This window comes from Lunatimonas sp. (assembly GCF_020832325.1).
In the GTDB taxonomy this organism is placed as follows: Bacteria; Bacteroidota; Bacteroidia; order Cytophagales; family Cyclobacteriaceae; genus Lunatimonas.
This window is the reverse complement of record NZ_JAFIEU010000027.1, coordinates 38,223-57,942: the sequence shown is the minus strand read 5'-3', so window position 1 is coordinate 57,942 and position 19,720 is coordinate 38,223. Positions and strand designations below refer to the sequence as shown.

The 19,720-nt window shown below is 43.8% G+C and carries 17 protein-coding genes; 5 read left to right on the top strand and 12 right to left on the bottom strand.

Going from position 1 to position 19,720, the window contains the following annotated elements; translation table 11 throughout:
- The 7 genes from JJU34_RS10420 to JJU34_RS10390 all read right to left on the bottom strand — a co-directional run.
- The coding region (locus JJU34_RS10420) for an alpha/beta hydrolase (RefSeq protein WP_228692299.1) at window positions 1–1,074 on the bottom strand (1,074 nt) is incomplete at its 3' end.
- Between the two features lie 149 nt (window positions 1,075–1,223).
- Complete coding sequence (locus JJU34_RS10415) at window positions 1,224–2,132, bottom strand: helix-turn-helix domain-containing protein (protein ID WP_228692298.1); 909 nt, start codon at window positions 2,130–2,132, stop codon at window positions 1,224–1,226.
- A gap of 66 nt (window positions 2,133–2,198) precedes the next feature.
- Complete coding sequence (locus JJU34_RS10410; protein WP_228692297.1) at window positions 2,199–3,239, bottom strand: serine hydrolase domain-containing protein; 1,041 nt, start codon at window positions 3,237–3,239, stop codon at window positions 2,199–2,201.
- Between the two features lie 44 nt (window positions 3,240–3,283).
- Complete coding sequence (locus JJU34_RS10405; protein WP_228692296.1) at window positions 3,284–4,384, bottom strand: DUF6544 family protein; 1,101 nt, start codon at window positions 4,382–4,384, stop codon at window positions 3,284–3,286.
- A gap of 63 nt (window positions 4,385–4,447) precedes the next feature.
- On the bottom strand, window positions 4,448–5,155 hold the full coding sequence (locus tag JJU34_RS10400; RefSeq protein WP_228692295.1) for a hypothetical protein: 708 nt from the start codon (window positions 5,153–5,155) through the stop codon (window positions 4,448–4,450).
- A gap of 131 nt (window positions 5,156–5,286) precedes the next feature.
- Window positions 5,287–7,800 (bottom strand): primosomal protein N', encoded by a 2,514-nt coding sequence (gene priA / locus JJU34_RS10395; protein WP_228692294.1) that lies wholly within the window; start codon window positions 7,798–7,800, stop codon window positions 5,287–5,289.
- Between the two features lie 115 nt (window positions 7,801–7,915).
- Window positions 7,916–8,908 carry a GSCFA domain-containing protein gene (locus JJU34_RS10390; RefSeq protein ID WP_228692293.1) on the bottom strand — a complete coding sequence of 331 codons (993 nt, stop codon included), beginning with the start codon at window positions 8,906–8,908 and terminating at the stop codon, window positions 7,916–7,918.
- A 293-nt stretch (window positions 8,909–9,201) separates the two neighbouring features.
- Between JJU34_RS10390 and JJU34_RS10385 the strand changes: the two genes are divergently transcribed.
- The gene (locus JJU34_RS10385) at window positions 9,202–9,441 is read left to right on the top strand and encodes a hypothetical protein (RefSeq protein ID WP_228692292.1); all 240 of its coding nucleotides are present in this window, start codon (window positions 9,202–9,204) and stop codon (window positions 9,439–9,441) included.
- Between the two features lie 55 nt (window positions 9,442–9,496).
- Here JJU34_RS10385 and rplI read toward each other — a convergent pair whose 3' ends face one another.
- From rplI to JJU34_RS10365, 4 genes are all read right to left on the bottom strand, one after another.
- The gene (gene rplI / locus JJU34_RS10380) at window positions 9,497–9,940 is read right to left on the bottom strand and encodes a 50S ribosomal protein L9 (protein WP_228692291.1); all 444 of its coding nucleotides are present in this window, start codon (window positions 9,938–9,940) and stop codon (window positions 9,497–9,499) included.
- A 36-nt stretch (window positions 9,941–9,976) separates the two neighbouring features.
- Window positions 9,977–10,228, bottom strand: a complete 252-nt coding sequence (gene rpsR / locus JJU34_RS10375) for a 30S ribosomal protein S18 (protein ID WP_010853333.1) — start codon at window positions 10,226–10,228, stop codon at window positions 9,977–9,979.
- A complete protein-coding gene (gene rpsF / locus JJU34_RS10370; protein WP_228692290.1) occupies window positions 10,225–10,596 on the bottom strand; it encodes a 30S ribosomal protein S6 in 372 nt (123 codons plus the stop codon). Before rpsF ends, rpsR begins: the two co-directional genes overlap by 4 nt.
- An 82-nt stretch (window positions 10,597–10,678) precedes the next feature.
- Window positions 10,679–11,593, bottom strand: a complete 915-nt coding sequence (locus JJU34_RS10365; RefSeq protein ID WP_228692289.1) for a hypothetical protein — start codon at window positions 11,591–11,593, stop codon at window positions 10,679–10,681.
- A 584-nt stretch (window positions 11,594–12,177) separates the two neighbouring features.
- On the opposite strand from JJU34_RS10365, the gene JJU34_RS10360 reads away from it, so the two are divergent.
- Genes JJU34_RS10360 through JJU34_RS10345 form a run of 4 tightly spaced genes read left to right on the top strand, consistent with a single transcriptional unit; the run spans window position 12,178 to window position 17,925 of the window.
- Window positions 12,178–13,215, top strand: a complete 1,038-nt coding sequence (locus tag JJU34_RS10360; RefSeq protein WP_228692288.1) for a hypothetical protein — start codon at window positions 12,178–12,180, stop codon at window positions 13,213–13,215.
- Window positions 13,212–13,934 (top strand): polyphosphate polymerase domain-containing protein, encoded by a 723-nt coding sequence (locus tag JJU34_RS10355; protein WP_228692287.1) that lies wholly within the window; start codon window positions 13,212–13,214, stop codon window positions 13,932–13,934. Before JJU34_RS10360 ends, JJU34_RS10355 begins: the two co-directional genes overlap by 4 nt.
- A gap of 13 nt (window positions 13,935–13,947) precedes the next feature.
- Window positions 13,948–14,622, top strand: a complete 675-nt coding sequence (locus tag JJU34_RS10350) for a DUF4956 domain-containing protein (RefSeq protein WP_228692286.1) — start codon at window positions 13,948–13,950, stop codon at window positions 14,620–14,622.
- A gap of 6 nt (window positions 14,623–14,628) precedes the next feature.
- Window positions 14,629–17,925 (top strand): CotH kinase family protein, encoded by a 3,297-nt coding sequence (locus JJU34_RS10345; protein ID WP_228692285.1) that lies wholly within the window; start codon window positions 14,629–14,631, stop codon window positions 17,923–17,925.
- Window positions 17,926–17,960: 35 nt separating this feature from the next.
- Here the strand turns inward: JJU34_RS10345 and JJU34_RS10340 are convergent, their stop codons facing one another.
- The gene (locus tag JJU34_RS10340) at window positions 17,961–19,700 is read right to left on the bottom strand and encodes a capsule assembly Wzi family protein (protein ID WP_228692284.1); all 1,740 of its coding nucleotides are present in this window, start codon (window positions 19,698–19,700) and stop codon (window positions 17,961–17,963) included.
- Between the last annotated feature and the right edge of the window lie 20 nt (window positions 19,701–19,720).

The following is a 19,720-nucleotide window of genomic DNA, read 5'->3' as shown; positions in this document are numbered from 1 at the left end:
GCTGGGGCATTGGATAGCGGAAGGGTCTGCTTTAAACTCCTTACAGGCATCTAGCCATTCCTGTATGGTATTCACTTTCCATCTCCATTTGTAAACATCCATCACATTGAACAAACCGCCCAACCAAGACCCAAACAGCCTGGTGAGCATTTTGAACAAGGGGAAGTTTTCGTATTTGGCCAAAATCTTCAACTCTTTTGCCTGCACCAGATAGTCATACTGGTTCAAAATGATGCTGTTTGCGATCATGGCTTTGATACGCTTGTCTTTGGATGCTGCCCTGGCCACTGTGTAACCTCCCAAACTGGGACCAAAAACCGCCAACCTCTCCATATCCACATCCGGTCTGCTTTCCAGGTAATCGATTACTTTTCCTATAGGTTTTTCCATGGCAGGTTCCATTTTCATGCCCTCTGCCGCGGTATTTCCCATTCCGGGAAGGTCCACAGTGATCATATTGTAACCACGTTCCTGGTCACCTATGCCAAATATCATACACATGTCCTCACAAAAGGATTCTCCTCCACCTACATTGTATATCGTCGGCCTTTTGACATTGCTGTTATCTGGTTTGATAAAATAACCAGGTAGTTTCTTCCCTTCAAATTCAATTTCAATGGCTTCAATGGGTGGGTTAAATAATGCCGCAGCTTTCCTGATATTTTCTACAGAATGCTTTCTGATTTCATTATAGCGCTGGGTTTCTTTCACAGGACTCAGATTCAACAGAGCAGCCCTATTTAAGTAGTATACACGTAAGAAAGTTTCTCTGGCTGTTATGGCATGTCCACGGGAAAGGCTTTTTTGCGCTTGAATTTCTAATAAATCTGCTATTTTGGTGAGTTCACGTACCCATGCTTGGGTATCATACTGTCCAACATTCCTGACGGCAGCAAAGGCTTCGCCCACATCGGCTCCTCCTCTTGCTCCAAATGCAAGGAGATAGGAAAAGTAGGCATCTACGATCGGATTTTTGTAATAAAACCTCATTCTTCCGACAAGGGGTTTATTGTCTTTGGACACCTGGTGGGAATCGTTTTTTGCGGCTGTGTTGTGTATTGTCTGGACTTTCATTGTATTGGAATTTTGGTAAGATAACTTGTTGATTTACCGTAAAATTCACCAAAAAAAACCCCGTTCTTAGGGAAAAAACCAGTGGAAATTTGGTACAAAAATCAGTTTAGAATGACCGTATTCTCAGATCCATTGCTATATTGGAATTCTCAGTCCTTCTTTTCCAGTCCCTTTCGGAAAGCAGCAGGGGTCAATCCGCTCATTTTTTTGAAAAATTTTACAAAATGACTGTAGTCATCAAAGTTTAAGGTCCAAGCCAGTTCCTTGATGCCCATATCCGTTGAGCTTAGCAGGGTTTTCGCGTACAAATAGGTCATCTCATTGATCAAACACTTAGGCGTGGTTTGAAAAACCTTTTTTACTGCATCCGCTAGGTAAGCGGAGCTTATACCCAGCATTCGGGCATAGCATGTCACCGATTTTTCCTTCAAGTAGTGCTCAAGAACCAAACTTTTAAACCTGGTTGCTACCTGCTGGTATGGAGAAACCACAAATATACCGGATTGATCCCTATCGGACACAATTCGGTTTACATAGACTACCAAAACCTGTAGCAAGTTGCGTGTCACCATGGTCTGTTCCTCCCCAAACGCACGACTTTCTCGAAGCATCAACTTAAAAACGCCCCTCAACAGCCGGTACTCCTTTTTGGAGAGCGACAGGATCAACGGGTTCACGTGATGAAGAAATGCAAAGCTTTCCTTCTGATGACCTATGCGTCCCAAGTTCAAAAATGATTCCTTGAAATTCACCAAATATCCGTCCCAATTGCCCGTTTTTTTCCAAGACAGGATTTGACCGGGCAGAAAAACCACCATAGTATAAGCTTCGGTTTCTTCGCGCAGGTCAAAGACATCCACCTTTGCTTTAATTTCACTCCCAATGGCAATTTGGAAATAGCTGATGCTATACGGTCCCATTTCCTGTACGATATCATCACCCAAGTCTCTGAAGCGAAAGACATGGAATGCGTCGTTCATGGACCGCATGGGCGTATTGGCGGCTTTGTAATAGTCGTTGAACTCTCTGTAGGTCGGTATTTGCAGCTCCTCCCCCATTTGCGCTTAGAATCGTTGGTAAACTATTCTTCTGGTTTCATCCGGAATGGTAGGCAAATCCACCCATCATAGCAAGCTTTTGATAGTCGTTACCATCAAGCTGGTTGCTTTTCGATGGCCTCTTCCATCGATTTGGTTGGTGGTCCCGCAGAAATACAGGTCCGTTTTCGGATTGTAAAAGGCAAAGCTGCCGGTCTGCCCCCAAAATCCCAAGATCTCTCCAGGGTACTTAATTGGAGAAAATATCCATGGAATCCATAGTTTCTCCAATCCTACCCCAAAAAGAAACAGCCCGGGAGGAGGGAATATCGTCTTCCACTGTTTCATGGATGCAATGCGTGACGTTGGAAAAAAGACGCCCGAAAAAAAGCCTTTTACAAACACCATTACCTCCTCAATGGTGGAAACGATACCACCCTCCGGCCCAATTGAAGCCATATATGTCGGCAGCCACAATTTCTTGGTCCCGTAGTAGAATGGAACCGGTCTAGTATCCTTCGGATCCTCGTACAAATAGGTGTGTTTCAGATTCAGGGGATCAAAAATACAGGCTTTCAGCACTTCGCTCAGAGGTAGGCCGGTCACTTCCTCTATAACTTTGCCCAATAGCTGGTAGTTGGAATCGGAATAGGCGGCCTTTTTTCCTGGTATAAAATTCGATTCCAGCTTCTTAACCAATGAGATGGTCCTGTCTAATGGCCATGCTTCGTCCTTACCTTCCAAGAGTTCATCGGCTGCTGTCCTTCCGTTTTCCTGTTTGTGAAAAAAGTAATCGGGAATTCCCGAGGTATTGCTGATAAGGTGCCGAATCGTAAGTTGGCGGGAATAATCCACCCCTTTGAATATGTGAAGGCCATCGCAGAAGCTATCGGGTAAATGCCTGCTGATTTTATCATCCAGGCTGACCTTTCCATCTTCGATAAGTTTCATCATGATCACAGTGATGTACATCTTAGTGACAGACGCAATAAAATACGGATCTTCTACCCGCATGTCCCCTGCGGATCCGGACCATAAAATACTGCCGTCGCCGCGTTCAACCTTCATGGCCACACTGAAAATCCGCTTTTGGTCTACCATGTCCTGCAGCGATTGCTGAAGGTTCATTGTAAGTTTTTTTGCGTTCATACCCTAAATATAAGCCAAAAAAATCAGGGGGTAAAGGGCTGATTATACGTAAGATCTACGATTTCCAGCTTCAGCCATGTCCATTCCCCAGTCTCCAGCCCCCAGGTGGCCGTCATCTTGGAGGGCACCCGAATCCCCTCAAACACCTTGTGATCCTCCACCTGAAGAATCCATTCCCTTCGGCCTGCATCGGACTCATTGCCCCGGAACCGCATGGCTGAAAACAACACCAAATCACCCTCTGGACTGAAATGAAAAACCCCGCTGCCCCGGGTACCTTTGTATTCCATAGTTGCCCTGACACTAGAATCGCTCAGAGCTTCCCAGGTGATGTAGGGACTCAAGGCCATGGAAGGAAACCAAACCACTTCCCCCAAGTAGCGTTGTAGCGTTCCTTCATCCAACTTCTCTCCGGCCTCATTGACCACGGTAAGCAGCGAATTGACCTTGATCAGTATCTCCCCCTTACCATCCTCAAACTTATCCCGACCCTGAAATCCCAACAAGCTATTCATGCGTACGTCCACGCTCCATATAAAGGAAGGCGGGTCCGCAGTGGTAAACTGCACTGCATGGGCGCTCATCCAGGCGTTCTGCTCCGGCTTTAACTTCATATTTGCGCGCTGGGTGACTTTCCCTATATGGATAAAGGGCTTACCCAACATACCGGAGTGCCGAAGCCAACGCTGCACCGATTCAGGAAGATGGCCAATCGCTTCCTCGGTGACATAGGAGGTTTCCAGAGGTTGATGGTGGTTGGTCAATTGAAGGGTCTCCTGCGCGATTCGGGCCTGAAACCAGTAAGACGCAGCCATTGTGATGGATACCAATAAAATGGCTACATTCGGCAGAGTTCCAAATTTCGCATCGCGCCAATAGACAAATACCAATACTTGAGACAAACCCATAGCCACGAATCCTACAATCCAAGCAAACTTGGCATTAGCCCCATACAACCAGGCAAATACCAAGATCAACAGGGCTGCCAACAGCCAAAGCAGCCCTTTGGACTTTGTAATAGGCATCGTCAGTCCCTTTACCTCTTTGAACCCAAAGCCTTTAACAAAACCGAGCACATGGATCATACCATGCACCAAGATCAGGAGGAAAAACAGCATTCTCATAGGATTCGGTGTTCAAGGTTTTGCCATCGGGTTCCCATTATGAGTCCACGGGAGGAATTAACACTACAAGTCGACAAAAAATCGACCCTCCAACCAAGAAGCTAACCTTGTATTCTGCCCTGGGTCATCCATTCGGCTGGAAAAAGACAGGTTACTTCTCACTTCAATACCGAAATTTCTACCAACCCGCTTATTTTGCTTGGTACCAACTACTACAGGCACGTGTCCCCCTAGGACACTGAATCGGGATTCGCTAGCTTCGATTACAATTACCTCATTTCCATACTCCCCCCCTCCAAAAGAGGTGCTCTCCAGCATACCCATAGAAAGCGAATGAAATGAAAACCCGACACCTAAACCTACATAAAACAAATATTTAGCAGGTAAATAACCTACTCTGTCAGGATTGGTATAATAGACTGGCGTAAGATCAAACGCAATAGAACGCTGACCACTTATCTCCGCGATCTTTTGCCTGCCTTCATTAACATTTATCACATTATTTGGTGAAAACCCGGCCAAAAGACTACCTGAATATTTCAAATCGAAAAATGTGTTCAGATTTTTGGCGTAGCTAGCAAACAGGCCTGCTTGAGGAACAGGCTCTACCCGTTGTCCGATCACATCAATTGTCGAAAAAAAGCTAGACGATAAAATGGGTCCAGCAGACCAACCACTCTTTCTCTCAAGTTGTGCGGATGCACTATTCATCGAAAAGCAAAAGAGAGTAAACACCAATCCAATTTTGAGTACCACAGACACGTTATTCATAGTTTAGATTTTGACTTTCATACATTCACATACCGACTAACTGCATATCTCTTCTTGATCCAAACCCTATTCAACAAAATACTCGATTTTGGCTTTAGAAAAAATCTAAAACTATCCGAGTGCACCCAACTTTAGGCTGGATCCACATCAACGATTACTCGTATAGACCTAAATTCCCTTTCCTGGTATACCTCATGGATTTTTTCCTCTAGCATTCGTTTGAATACCGTTTGAGCAGTCCCATGCCGGTCTAATTTAACAAGAATTTCGAAGATATACTGATTTTTTATTTTTCCAATCAAACCTTTCTCCGGTCCTAAAACAATATTTTTTACAGTTATCTCTTTGAGTAATCCCGCAAGGAATTTTGCCGCTTTTTCGGAAACCTTGTTATCCTTGTGCTTAACCGTAATCCGGATATTTTTCACCCAAGGTGGATAAAAAAACCGCTTCCGATCAGCCATTTCCAACTGAAAAAAACCTACGTAGTCTCCTCTTAGTACAAAATCGAACAACGGATGATCAGGTTTTCTGGTTTGCAAAATCACCGTACCTGTCTTTTCTCTCCTGCCAGCCCTACCTGCTACTTGGGTAATCATCTGGAAGGCCCGCTCACCTGATCGAAAATCAGGAAAAAACAGCATTCTATCCGCATCTAGTACACCAACCACAGTAACACCGTCAAAGTCCAGTCCTTTGGAGATCATTTGGGTGCCCACCAATATATCGATATTCCGCGCGGCAAAATCCTCCAAAATACGCTGATAGCCGTGCTTGCTTCTGGTGGTATCTAAGTCCATACGGGCTACCCGGGCTTCAGGGAATAGCAACGCAATATTCTCTTCAATCCGCTCGGTACCTAGTCCCACCGCAGAAATCTTCGGATTCCCACATGCACCACAAACCTGCGGAGGCTGGTCCTTAAATCCACAATAATGACACCTCAATTCCTCTGCATACTGGTGATAGGTAAGACTGACATCACAGCGCTCGCAAGTAGGCGTCCATCCGCATTCATCACAGGAGAGAAATGGCGAGTAACCTCGCCGGTTTTGGAACAACAACACTTGCTCCTGCCGGTTTAACGCTTCCTGAATCTTTTCCCGGAGTAGCCGGGTCATATCCAGTTTCAATAGGTTTTTCTTTTTATCCTGATTGATGTTTGCCAGTAAGTATTGGGGCAGACCGGCCTTACCGAACCGCTCATCCATTTGCACCAGGCCGTATTTTCCACTTAGCGCATTTTGATAAGATTCAAAAGACGGGGTTGCGCTACCCAGCAATACCTTCGCCTGATGAAGCCAAGCCAGCATAATCGCCGAATCCCTTGCTTGAAACCTAGGTGCCGGGTCATACTGCTTGTACGAACTTTCGTGTTCTTCGTCCACGATGATCAACCCCAAACTGGAGAACGGTAGAAACACCGAGGAACGCACGCCAACTACAAAGTCGTATCTACCAGACAAAACTCCCTGCCAAACTTCCACCCGCTCATTATCAGAGTATTTTGAATGATACACACCCATCTTGGAACCAAACACACCCAATAACCGACTAACCATGTGTGTCGTTAATGCTATCTCAGGCAACAGCAGCAGAACCTGCGAGCCACTCTGTAGGGCCTCAGAAATCAATCGGATATAAATCTCGGTCTTGCCACTGCCCGTAACTCCATGCAGGAGTACCGTTTGCTTTTCTTCAAAGTGTCTCTTAATATCCTCCTGTGCACGCTCTTGGGTCGAGGTTAAGGTAAACTCTTTTCCGACCGGAACCACTTCCTCAAATCGACTCACAACCACCTGAAACTCCTCGAAAACACCGTTTTTCACCAGTGTAGCAAGGGAGCTAGTAGACAAGCCTGACTCCTTGAACGCTCGCTTTAACATCCCCTTTCGGTTGATTTCCGGCTGTTGGTAAACGGGGATATGCTGCAAATATTTTAACAGGACCTGTTCCTGTTTCGTTTGCCCTTGGAGCTCAGAAAAGAGGGCTTCTAGCTCCTTTTTGTCGGAAGCGTACGTAGGATGCAACCTAACGCGGCTTTCCTTTTTAGGCGTATATTTCTCCTTCAGCTTTTCGAACAACAAGATCGCATCCTTGGCTACCAAACTCTTAATAATGGGATGGACAGACTTAACCCCTAATAGCGTGCTGCATGCCTCCATGTCGAGTTCTTTTTTTTCCTCCAATGCCTCCAAAATCACCAGTTCGCGTTTGTCTAAAGCGATTCCAGGGGATGCCAAGTCGAAATCCGGATGAAGCTGTATACGGCTCTCACTGCTTATTTTCAAGCCGCTAGGTAGGGCAGCATTCATCACCTCACCTAGGTTACAGCAATAATAGGTGGCCATCCAATCCCAAAACTTTATTTGCAGCGCATTTACTACAGCCTCGTTGTCTAACAAATCCAAAATCTGTTTGGCGTCGTATGCAGTCGGTGCCTTCTGGTGAATCCTACCAACAACTCCCGTTAAAATCTTTTTGGAACCAAACGGAACGATGACCCTGAACCCGATGCCGAGTACTCCCGCCAAGTTTCGAGGTACCCGATACGTAAACATCCTAGGAATGGGTACAGGAATGATGACATCTGCATACCAAACTTCCGCCTGCACTTCACTGGTATTTCCGAACAAATCTATCAACTCGATATCTTTTTTTTCTAATTAATCAAACAATTCCACCGCTTGCTTCTACCCGTTGAGGGATATCGCCGCCACATCCTGCTTGTGTAATGAACACGCTAAACAAATTGCATAATTACGCATCCCCTCCGCAGTCGAGCATCTTTGACTGGATAGCGGCAATCTCCGATGAAAAGTCTATTTCCGGCTGAAGGTCCTCCATTTCCTGGATCAATTTCGCCAAAAACCGTTGATGTTCGTTACTTCCCGGATAAAACGGTCTATGTGACATAGACCTCCGCATTTTAATCACCCGTTCATATTTCTTACGAACCGCAGGCTCCATGAAGGAATCCGAAAATTTAGTCCAAATATAATCTTCGGCAACCTCCGACGGGTGAATCATATCTGCTTTGTAAAACCGATAGTCTCTGAGGTCATCCATCATCCATTCATAACTTGGAAAATAATCTACAAAACCATACGTAGTCTCCAGCTGATGGCACAAAACCCGCAAGGTACTTTTACTTAGCTGGTTTTCCGGAATACCGTCCTTGATATGACGTACGGGACTCACTGTAACCACCACTCGAACATCCGGATTGATACGCAACAGTAGCTCTTGGAACCCCCTAAAGGCTTCTTCCATTTCACTTGTATGTAACAACCGTTTTGAAAAAAACGCAGTGGGCTGCTTGTGGCAATTGGCAACAGGAATCTTCCATTCCGTATGCTCATAACTATATGCTGTGCCCCAGGTAAGAAAAACATGACTACATCTGGTCAAATGATCCATTACCTGCTGGCTCGTCGCTGAAAACTGCTCATGCAACAGCTCCTCGGATGGCGCATGAAAGGAGGAATGAAGCCTGTAGTGGAAATACCGAGACTGATAGGTCAATACACCCTGCTTGTCCAACGCCTCTCCAAGCATACAACTTGACAAAAGTTTTACCAACGAAAGAGGATTGTAAATAATACCAAACGGATTTGCAAGTACATTGAACTTGCCAGCGGAAAGCCTATCCCCTAGCAAGCCAGCAAAACAGGATCCCATCGAAAAGACTGCTTTCTCATAGGAAAGCTTATGCGAGTAGTGAGGACTAGGGAATGCCGTACGAAAATCCATACGGGCAAAGATAGAAAAAACCTACTCAATACACCCGGAACGCCCTAAATCAAAAGGTATCACCACCATACAAATCCAATTTATTTAACCGTAGATTCAACATATTATTTGTTAAACTAATCAATGACTACCAAATAGCTTCGTTCAGAATCAGTTTAAAATAAAAAATTAATGATATATATTAAGTATTTTTTATATCATTTAAATAATTACCAATCAATGTATTTGTGATTTTAAGAAATATTATAGATTATTGCCAAAAAACAATCATCAACCATTAACAACATTAAAACATGAAAAAGGATATTTTGGTAAAAACAGCGGAAATGGCTTTGGATAAAATCAAAAGCTTAGACTTGGATGAAGGCTTGGTAAAGGACTTGGAATGGTGCTTGGGTAGTTATCAATTCGACGGCGTCCCTACGGGACTTGTAGAGAAATGCAAGGAGGCACTGTATCTGCTAAAAATCGAAAAGGAAAAAAAGCCCAGATCAATAAACAAGAAATTGATCGAAAGCTTGGAAGCCTTATAAAAACAAAGAGGGACATGTTACAATGTCCCTCTTCTTCTTTGTATCTGTAACTAGCTTATTCCGCTACTACGTTGAACTTAACGGAAGTTTTTACCTCACGGTGAAGATCGATTTCAGCTTCAAACTCACCTGCGGTAGACACGCTTTGGCTGATTGCAATCTTTTTCCGATCTACGTCTATCCCTTTTTCTGCTAGGGCATCAGAGATTTGAAGCGTAGTAACTTTACCAAAGATCTTACCGGACTCACCGATTTTCGCTTTGATTTCAAGCACAGTCTGCTCAATTTTAGTGGCAAGATTTTCTGCTTCCGTTTTGATTTTTTCTGCCTTGTGCGCAGCTTGCTTGATGTTCTCTTCGAGAATTCGCTTGTTAGAAGGTGTCGCCAATACGGCAAAACCTTGGGGAATCAGGTAATTACGACCATAACCTGGCTTTACGTCTACCAAGTCATTTTTGTACCCTAGCCCTTTTATATCTGTTTTTAATATTACGTTCATCTTTTGTCAAATTTGATAGGAATGGAACTCCGGATACTACTTCAATCCGTCAGTAACGTAAGGTAAAAGCGCCAACAACCTGGCCTTTTTAATCGCATTTGCTACCTTTCGCTGATATTTGGCTGAATTCCCTGTAAGTCTTCTAGGAAGGATCTTTCCTTGCTCGTTTACAAATTTCAACAAAAAGTTGGGATCTTTGTAATCGATGTACTTGATACCAAGCTTCTTAAATCGGCAGTATTTCTTCTTAACCTGCTCTCTGTTTATGGGTTCGTTTCTAAGTGTCATTTGGCAGCTTCCTCCTTAGCTTCGGCTTTTTTGTTAAACTCTCCTTTTCTTCTTCTTTCCGCGTAAGCGATGGCGTGCTTATCCAATACCGTAGTAAGGAAACGTAAGATTTTCTCATCCCTGCGATACTCGATCTCCAATTTCTTGATCAAAGTAGGATCTGCCTTAAACTCTACCAAAACGTAGAACCCAGTACTCTTCTTTTGGATGGGGTAGGCCATTTTTTTCAGCCCCCAATTTTCCACATTGATAATGTCTGCTCCCTCATCTTTTAACAAGTTTACAAACTTGTCTACGGTATCCTTCATCTGAACATCAGACAAAACGGGAGTAAGTATGAATACCGTCTCGTAATTTTTTTGGAACATTTTTGTTTTTTTAAATGTGTGATATTTAAATCAGTCGGCAAAATTAACTGAATCTGACCAAAATACCAACATAGATTAGGTATTATTTGACTTCAAAGCTTTGGAAGCCAATTTCTACACCGTCAGCAAACAACCGAATCTGATGCCTTCCTTTTGCATAGTCGGATCCTTTTTCGTAAAAATAGGTCAGTCGCTGTTTACTGTTATCAAACAGGATATCCTGCCGAGCTGTAAAGAACTCCTCTCTCCCATCAATGCTAAAGGTGCCAGAGCCCTTGGCTACATCAAAAATCACCTGACTGTTTGGAGACAGAATTTGAAGATAGATATCTTTGGTGCCCAAAGGGGCTAGTTCATTTTCAGCTAGCGTAAAGGTGATCTTCAATTTTTCCAACTGCCGGTTTCTGAATTCACCTTCACGTTCACGCCCTCGTGCGTTAACAGCCGCTATGACGATATTTTCAGCCCGCAGTCTTCCTGCTACGGTAACTTTGTCCTCCAACTCTTGGGTTTTGATGTTCAGTTTGACTACTTCGTCTTCTATCTCGGCATTAGCCGACTTAAGGTCCTTGTTCTCTGAAAACAGTTGCTCATTCACCCGCTTCAGCTCAGCTATGTCGTTATCCTTGGCAACCAATACCCTCCTGTACCGATCAATCTCCCGATTTAGGCGATCAATATCTTCAATGGTCCTGTTCTTATCATCACTCCTTGCCTTCAGCAGTTGATCTTTAATTACCAAGAGGGAATCAATGTCTCCCCCCAAACGCTGAATCTCCTGAATTCTTAGGTCAAGTTGAAAAGTGATTGAGTCAAGGCGCAGGTTGAGATCAGTATTTTCTTCGGACAACAAAAGAATTTCTTCTGTTTTTTGCTGCTTTTCCTTATGATCTGCAAAAAGCCTAATGCCACTCAACACAACCAAGATGACCAAAACAATGATCAAAATATTCTTTCCCTTCTCTTGGCTTGAAGATTTTTTTCCGGATTCTTCCATTATTAAATAAGGTAATTTGGTAACTATTTAAAACCTATTCACGGTCCGCTTTTGATATTCCAAACGAAACGGGGTCTTTAAAGATTCACTTTAAATTCGATACCTTAGCAATTATTAAACCAAATTAAACACATTTCCAAAATTACAACCACAATCTGGATGAACTACCAACAGATTTCAAAAGGCTTTTTCACTATTTTTCCGTTTCGTAATATTTTTTATGCGAATTACTACAAAAAAAGGATTGCGTTTTAGCGATTCTTTTGTTAAACTGTCATCTAAATTGTTATTTCAAGTTTGACATCAATTAGTTGCAAACGTCCAACATCCTGTAGGTCAATCTATTTGTTATTAAAATATTATGTTTTTGTTAAATTTTTAATCACATCTTATCTTTTAGATTAAATTTGTAATCTGAGGGGTCACCAAATGATCATAGAATTTTCAAAAATACGGAACCATAATCGGTATGCCTAGAGGTTTCCGGGTAAATCAAAATTTTTACTGGCAATAAATGGATACTGAGTCGAATTGTGAAAAAAAGTAATATAAGGTTCATTCTACTGATTATAGGATCATTAATCGTGCTTAGCGGCATGTATTATGCCACGGTTAATATAAGCACAGTGTACACTATACACTCACGTGGCATGGTGTTGCCTGGTAAAGCATGGGAACTCCAACGCTTTGCAGACGGAAATTTCATAACGTTACTCAAGGACAATTTCAAGGGCATCACCGATAGATTCAATGTTACCGAGTTTTCTCGTGGCGACGTGGTAGAATTTCGCCTTCTACACAACGCGGAAGAAAATCCGTGGATCAGACAAGGAGATACGCTTGGATATATTAACTCCAACGAAGAGCAAAGAAGGTATCGGCAATTACAGGATGAATTAGAAGTTCTTCAAGCCGAATTGCTTTTTTATACAACAGGGCAAAAACCAGAAGATATTGAGGTAAGTTGGGAAAAACTGAAATTAGCAGAGCAAGATCTGAAGACAGAAACGTTGCTTTTTCAACGTAATCAGGTACTCTATGAAGATTCGGTCATTAGTAAGCGGGAACACGAAATATTTGAAAATACGCTTAAGTTAAAGGAAGCTGAATTGCAAATAAGATCCGCTGAGTACACGTCTGCCATCACAGGGGACAAACCTGAACAGGAGTTGTTGATCCGGTCCAAGATTATTCAAACTACAAACCAGTTGGAAAAGATCAGTGAAAGGTTAAGCTACTTCACGGTGATTTCTCCGATTGACGGTATCCTAAAGAAAAACATTGACCTGCTACCAGACCGCATGCAACTAACAGTATGGGACACTTCCCGCTTAGCTGTCGTAATACCCATTGAGGTTTTCGAAAAAAAGTTTATAAAACTCGGTAACGAAATTTCATTCTATAGCCTGTCAGAAAAGACCTATTTGACCGGTAAAATCACTTCGATAAATAATTTAGTTCAACAATCGAATAACAAACAGGTGGTATTCGCAACTGCGGAAGTCGATGAGAACATCTCATTGGAAACGTTGGGGGAGTTGGTCGAAGTCAAAATATTGGGTGAAGAGATTTCGCTCAAAGAATATGTTCATCGGATTATAAACAAAACTATTTCCCGATGATTCGTTACCGCTACGAAAAAAAGTATCTGGTGCGCAACGGTGACTTGGAGGGGCTAAGACGTAGATTTATGCCGTTTCTAGAACCGGATGGATTTACTCAAATGAAAGGTGGTATACCTGAATACACGGTAAGGAGTATTTACTTCGATTCAAAAGATTCAAAATCATTTTACGAAAAAATAGAGGGGCTGAGTGAACGAAAGAAGATGAGGGTTAGAGGATATGGAACGGTCACGCCCGAAACAAAAGTAGTATTGGAAATCAAACGCAAACTCACAGATCGAATTCATAAAAATCGTGTATTCATTCCCTATCAAGAATTAGAGGAAATAGTACTCCATTCAAGATTGAACCGTCTAGCTTCTCAATCCAAAACAGTAGATGACAACCTGTCCCGCTTTTTATTCAACATAAAAAGGTATAACCTTGCTCCTAAGAACCTGATTGTATACGATCGAGAGGCCTACCAAGGGCGATTTAACCCAGGAGTCAGGGTAACGTTTGACAAACGAATACGTCAGAAAAAAACCGACAAACTCAGTAGCTTGTTTTCGAACAAAGGATTGCGGCAGGTTTGGAAAGAAAGTTTTATCTTGGAGGTCAAATATTTTGAACCGGAGATGCCCAGCTGGGCCAAGTCAATCGTCGGGGAATTTCGGCTAAAACCTGAAGCACTATCTAAATATACCAACAGCGTAGAACACTCCCTATTCTTTTAGAAAAAACTGAACAATGGAAGAAAATTTTCAGCAACTATTTACTTTTTCGTTAACCGTACGGGAAGCAATTGCCAACATCCTCATTGCGTTTGTTTGTGGGATAGCCATTGCGATTCTTTACCGAATCACCTACCGCGGAGTTAGCTATTCGTCCAGTTTCACCAACTCAATCATTATGCTGACTATGATCACTGCCCTGGTGATCATGGTCATCGGAAACAACGTAGCACGGGCATTTGGACTGGTGGGAGCGATGTCGATTATTCGGTTCAGAACAGCTGTGAAAGAAAGTCAAGATATCATGTTTATCTTTTTCGCATTAGGAATTGGATTGTCGGCAGGAGTTGGACTCTACGCAGTGACCCTAGCAAGTACCGTTTTGATCGGTGCCGCGATTTTCATTACAAGCAAACTAAACTATGCCAGTCCACCCAAACGTGAATTTTTGCTGCAAATTCTCTATCTTGACGAGGTAATTGGAGAAAATCCTTTTCAAACAACTTTGAAGAAATACTGCTCAAAAAATAAACTAGTCAATCTGAAAGCGGTCGAGGAAGATGTAGGTAGTGCCATCGAGGCCTCTTTTTATATCCGTTTAAAATCCGAAGAACTGGGTCCAGCGATGGTCTCGGATTTAAAAGCTCTAGGGGGCGTTTCAAACGTAAACCTATTCTTTGATGAAAATTAACCTATAATGGCTCAAGTGAGAAGTGAAATGAGAAGTTGGGTTTTTTATGTATTATTGATTGTCAGTCTAACGCTGTTACCCAGGGCAAAAGGATTTACCCAACAGCTTTTCATAAACGAGATCATGTCTTCGAACGCCACTACCGTGGCAGATAGAGACGGGGATTATAGCGATTGGATCGAGATCTATAACCAACACGATACTCCTGTAAATCTGCAAGGATTCAGACTCTCAGACAATCTCTCCAATCCTGAAAAGTGGATTTTCCCTTCGATATCTGTCCCGGCTAAAAGCCTCTTGATCGTCTGGGCATCTGGCAAAGACACACAGACAGGGTCGGAAATACACACAAATTTCAGCATCTCCGCGTCGGGAGAACCGCTGATCCTCTCCAACCCCCAAGGTGAAGTAATCGATCAAATAGAAGCCATTGCAATCCCTACAGATATCTCGTACGGAAGAAAAACGGATGGATCGAACGAATTTGCCTTCTTTTCAGCTGCAACCCCCGGATCTCCCAACGCAGGAGGTGCCATCACGCAGGGGGTCACTCCGCCCATCAGTGCTACTACTCCCCCGGGATTTTATACCGGCGAGGTGACTGTTGACTTTACAGCCGCAGATAGCGGGACCAAAATACACTACACCTTGGATGGATCCAAACCTACTCCATCAAGTCCACAATGGCAAGGCAGTCGAACACTCTCGGACCGGTCGTCTGCAAACAATTACTTTTCGATGATACGGACGACGAATCATGGAGGCGAACGTGGATATAGGTCGCCGGACGGTAAGGTAAATAAAGGTACCGTGGTTCGGACCTTGGCTGTTAAAACCGGTCACGAACCGGTGGAACAGACCTTCACCTACTTCGTTTTTCCAAGAGGCAACAACCACTATTCCCTCCCTGTACTTTCGCTGGTGACAGACGAAGAAAACCTGTTTTCTAACGAAACAGGACTCTTTGTACCCGGAAACACTTACGATGCAAGTAATCCTTCTCCCCATTACACCGGAAACTACTTCCAACGCGGTGATGAGTGGGAGCGACCGGCAAATATTACCTACTTTGGTAAAAATGGGCAAATTGGATTTCAGGAAGATGTCGGCATTCGGATACATGGAGGCGTTACCAGGCATTTTCCGCTAAAGGCATTACGGATATACCTAAGATCTTCCTATGGCAATAGCAGCCTGAACTACCCGCTTTTCAATGAAAGGTCGTACGTTGATGCCAGAAGGTTTATCCTTAGAGGCTCAGGCAATGATTATGGAGACACCTATTTTCGTGATGCATATGCCCAGCAGTTGGTCCGTCATCTCGATGTAGACTACCAAGCGTACGAGCCTTCCATCCTTTTTGTAAATGGAGAATATTGGGGCATTCACAATATTCGGGAACGGCAGGACAAATACTATCTGCAAAACCTATTTGGTGTAGACCCGGACAATGTCGATCTGCTAACCCGAAGAAATACAGTTCAGGAAGGCGATGCGAAGAAATATGACTTCGTATTGGCAAGACTTGCGCAGCTAAACCCCAATGATGCTTCAAGCCTTGAGGAAATAGACACCTACATAGATCTGGATAGCCATATCGACTATATGATTACCCAAATCTATGTGGCAAATACCGATTGGCCGCATAACAACATTGATTTTTGGCGGGAACGTGTAACGTATGCGCCAGGCCTCCCGAAGGGTAGGGATGGCAGGTTCCGTTGGATTTTGTATGACACAGATTTTGGACTAGGTCATGTCAACAATGCTGACCATAATACCGTAAAGTGGGTAACCGCCAGGACAGGCCAAGGAGGACAGGAGTGGCCAAATTTCGTATTCAGAAAACTCTTGGAGCACCCGGAATACAAGGAGCGCTTTCTGGTACGGTTTCTAGACCAACTGAACACCGCACTGCATCCAGACAGAACTACGGCCCTCTTAGCAGACCTCCGGGATAAAATTGCCCCCGAAATGGAAGAGCACATAAAAAGATGGCGACAGCCCAGTTCACTTTCCGTTTGGAGGGACAACGTGGCCCATATGGAACGGTTTGTCAAAGAAAGGCAAACTGCCGTACGAGGGCATCTTCGCGAACATTTTCAAATCAACCAAGAGACAGAACTGACATTGAACGTTAATGACCCTCTTGCAGGATTTATCCAACTAAACCAAACCCCTATCCATCCCACAACCCCAGGCGTGAGGGCAGAAGCCTATCCATGGAAAGGTGTCTATTTTCAAGGAGTTCCAATAACGCTTACCGCCCAGCCCACAAAAGGATTTCTCTTTGACTATTGGCAGGTGGATGGGCAGCAGTTAAATGAGCATTCATTGGTGCTCACAGTGGAAAAAGACACACACGTACAGGCATTTTTCTCCAAAGACCCTGAAGAACGGTTGACGACTGTTCACTATTGGCACTTTGACACCAGCATAGAAAACGACACTCCACTATCGGAAATCTCTGCTACCTATTCAGCCACCGAATTACCAGGCGCTATACGCTATATACCCGCTCCAGAAAATGCGGAATCATCGCTCATCCCGGGAATTATGGACCGGGTCAATGACCCTACCCAACTGAACATCCAAAAAGACCTGTTGGACGAGCTGGGACTAGAAGAATCTACCATGCGGGGTATCCGTGTCCGGAATCCCTTGGAAATTGCCGGTGCAAAAGGGTACCTGATTCTAGACCTGCCTACGACCGGACATAAAGAGCCAATATTTTCAGCTGCGGTATCACGCACGGCAAACGGACCGGGAAAAATCGTACTTTCCTACCGTTCTGACGAATCCGAAGATTGGAGGCAGGAAGCATTGAGTCAAACCGAATTTGAATTGTCAACCGAGTATTCACTGATTGAGGTTAGTTTTGAGTCCGGACCGGGCACAACGCACAATGCCTCTCTTCAGCTACGAATCGATTTCTTCGAAAACACCGAAAATACCTCCGGCAATGTTCGTTTCAACAACGTAGCGTTGCGAGCCTTTCCACTTCTGGGTTCAGATCTAATCACCGGAATACCTCTAATTCCCAGCGAAACCCGTTATCCATTTGCAGACAACATATATCCGAATCCTACAACAGGCGTATTGCACATCCAACTTTCAGCAGCCAAACTAAGAGACCTAAACCAGATACAAATTCTAGATGCTACCGGTGCGGAAGTTTGGAAAAGTACGGAATTCGTAACAGATCAGATAACGCTGCAATTGGATGCATTCCCTCCGGGACTTTATTTGATCCATATGATGGGTAAAAACCAGCTTGAATCACATAAACTAATAAAAAAATAAGAGAGGGGCCTCTCGCGTGAGAGAATATATGCCTTTCAAAACAAATACGCGACTCGTATATGGGCAACGATATTTTTTCGATCATCTCCCTTTTGTAGCCTGTACAGCGTGGCGTTTGGGTCCCTCTCTAGCACCCAATAATAGTTTAGTGTGTTTACGTACTGTAATCTGGACGAAATAAGAAGGCTGCCTACCTTTCGGTCTAGTACAAACGAGGGCACCAAATCTACCCAATAGCGATCCCATCCATTGATGTGCTCAAAATGCAGGTAAAAGGCATCGTTATTATTCACTATACGCTCAAACTGCACACCTATTTTATCCATTTGCCTCACCCAACTAACCTCTAAAAACAAGGAATTGCTCCCTGACCCGTGTCCAAAGCCGAGCGTTTGGCCTCTGTGTGTATAACCATGACGGACGTGATCGTGCGTATACCAAGTCCTACTCTCACGGATTGCTTTTCTAACGGTCTGTCCTGTTTGGGTTTGCTCAAAGTTCAACTGGATAAACTCATCCTCTTTTCTTAACCGAATCAGCTTGTTAAAACCGAGTGTGAATGCCCTGTATAGATCTGGGTTGACCATCGCTTCCCGGGTGGTTTTGCTGTTTCCATTGGTGCCATACTCACCATAAATCTCAAATAGTCCTTCGGTAGAAAGCCAGCGTAAAAAACCAGCACTTTGTTGTTGTCGTCTCGCAATCACGGGATCATCTATATCGGAAAATCGCTTTCGCCCATTAAAAATGGGAAGATAATCTCCCAGTTCGTTCAATTCATTGGTATATACCTGGGAAGTACTACTATACCCTAAAAACAATCCTGGGACTATCTTGGGCTGAAAAGAAACTACCAATCCTGCCAAATACCTCGAGTCTTCGTCCCGTTTCGGGTCATACAGCGGAGTTCTACTGACCACCATTTCGTGATTTGGTGGAAGAAAACCAGAATTTTGAAGTCTTCCCGCAATCAACTGACCCTCGAAACTTCCGAGCGCAGTTTCAATCGGTTTGGCCGTATTTGCCGTAAAATGCATAAATCCAGGCGCGTTATTACTCAGCATAATCGAGTTTCTATAGCCAGGGCCCCACCATAAATATTCGTTGGAAATACCAACAGAAATACCATTGGGCAATGTATACCGAATACTACTGTTCCCCAAGAGCATGGTGCTGTGACTATTTTCACCAAAGCGCTCCGGCCGATCGATTCGGTTCAAAAATTCATAATAGTCCCTCCAGTTGGTGCTGTGTGTACTAGGCATTCCTCTAAACTCCTTATTTTGAGCAAAGTGAATTTCTGGCTGCAACTGAAGGCTAAAGTTGCCATAACGTGCCAAAAGCCCCCCGGTAATCAAAAATTGGCTTCCCCTATTTGGAATCATCGCTCCGTTGTTTTGTCCAAATGGATAGGCGGAGTTTAACTGATAATGTGTCTGAAGGGGGAGTTTTGTAACCGTGAGTTCATCTATCGACTCCTTCTGAGCAAAAAGTTTACCTATCTGCTCATCGAGGTGCAGGGTTTCGGAACCCGCAACGGTATTTAAAGGAATGGGTTTTACCATAAAGGAAATACCCTCAGGAAAATGTCCCTGCATCTGTTGTCTGCGGAGGTACTCATCCACAATCGGCGTGGCCAAGGGCAAAGACTGGGCAAACGATTGAAAAGCAGCAACTATCAATAAGCAGCATGTAAAGGCACACCGCAATACGTGCAGAGATATCAGCTGCTTTATTTCCTTTTTTCCTTTCGGCTTTATATTACTATTTTGCATCGTTGAGGCTATAGGTTAGA

Excerpts from the sequence above, each read along its gene's own strand:
- JJU34_RS10415 (WP_228692298.1), bottom strand. The coding sequence starts at position 2,132 with ATGGGGGAGGAGCTGCAAATACCGACCTACAGAGAGTTCAACGACTAT.
- JJU34_RS10410 (WP_228692297.1), bottom strand. The coding sequence starts at position 3,239 with ATGAACCTTCAGCAATCGCTGCAGGACATGGTAGACCAAAAGCGGATT.
- JJU34_RS10405 (WP_228692296.1), bottom strand. The coding sequence starts at position 4,384 with ATGAGAATGCTGTTTTTCCTCCTGATCTTGGTGCATGGTATGATCCAT.
- JJU34_RS10400 (WP_228692295.1), bottom strand. The coding sequence starts at position 5,155 with ATGAATAACGTGTCTGTGGTACTCAAAATTGGATTGGTGTTTACTCTC.
- JJU34_RS10390 (WP_228692293.1), bottom strand. The coding sequence starts at position 8,908 with ATGGATTTTCGTACGGCATTCCCTAGTCCTCACTACTCGCATAAGCTT.
- JJU34_RS10385 (WP_228692292.1), top strand. The coding sequence starts at position 9,202 with ATGAAAAAGGATATTTTGGTAAAAACAGCGGAAATGGCTTTGGATAAA.
- rplI (WP_228692291.1), bottom strand. The coding sequence starts at position 9,940 with ATGAACGTAATATTAAAAACAGATATAAAAGGGCTAGGGTACAAAAAT.
- rpsR (WP_010853333.1), bottom strand. The coding sequence starts at position 10,228 with ATGACACTTAGAAACGAACCCATAAACAGAGAGCAGGTTAAGAAGAAA.
- rpsF (WP_228692290.1), bottom strand. The coding sequence starts at position 10,596 with ATGTTCCAAAAAAATTACGAGACGGTATTCATACTTACTCCCGTTTTG.
- JJU34_RS10365 (WP_228692289.1), bottom strand. The coding sequence starts at position 11,593 with ATGGAAGAATCCGGAAAAAAATCTTCAAGCCAAGAGAAGGGAAAGAAT.
- JJU34_RS10355 (WP_228692287.1), top strand. The coding sequence starts at position 13,212 with ATGATTCGTTACCGCTACGAAAAAAAGTATCTGGTGCGCAACGGTGAC.
- JJU34_RS10350 (WP_228692286.1), top strand. The coding sequence starts at position 13,948 with ATGGAAGAAAATTTTCAGCAACTATTTACTTTTTCGTTAACCGTACGG.
- JJU34_RS10345 (WP_228692285.1), top strand. The coding sequence starts at position 14,629 with ATGGCTCAAGTGAGAAGTGAAATGAGAAGTTGGGTTTTTTATGTATTA.
- JJU34_RS10340 (WP_228692284.1), bottom strand. The coding sequence starts at position 19,700 with ATGCAAAATAGTAATATAAAGCCGAAAGGAAAAAAGGAAATAAAGCAG.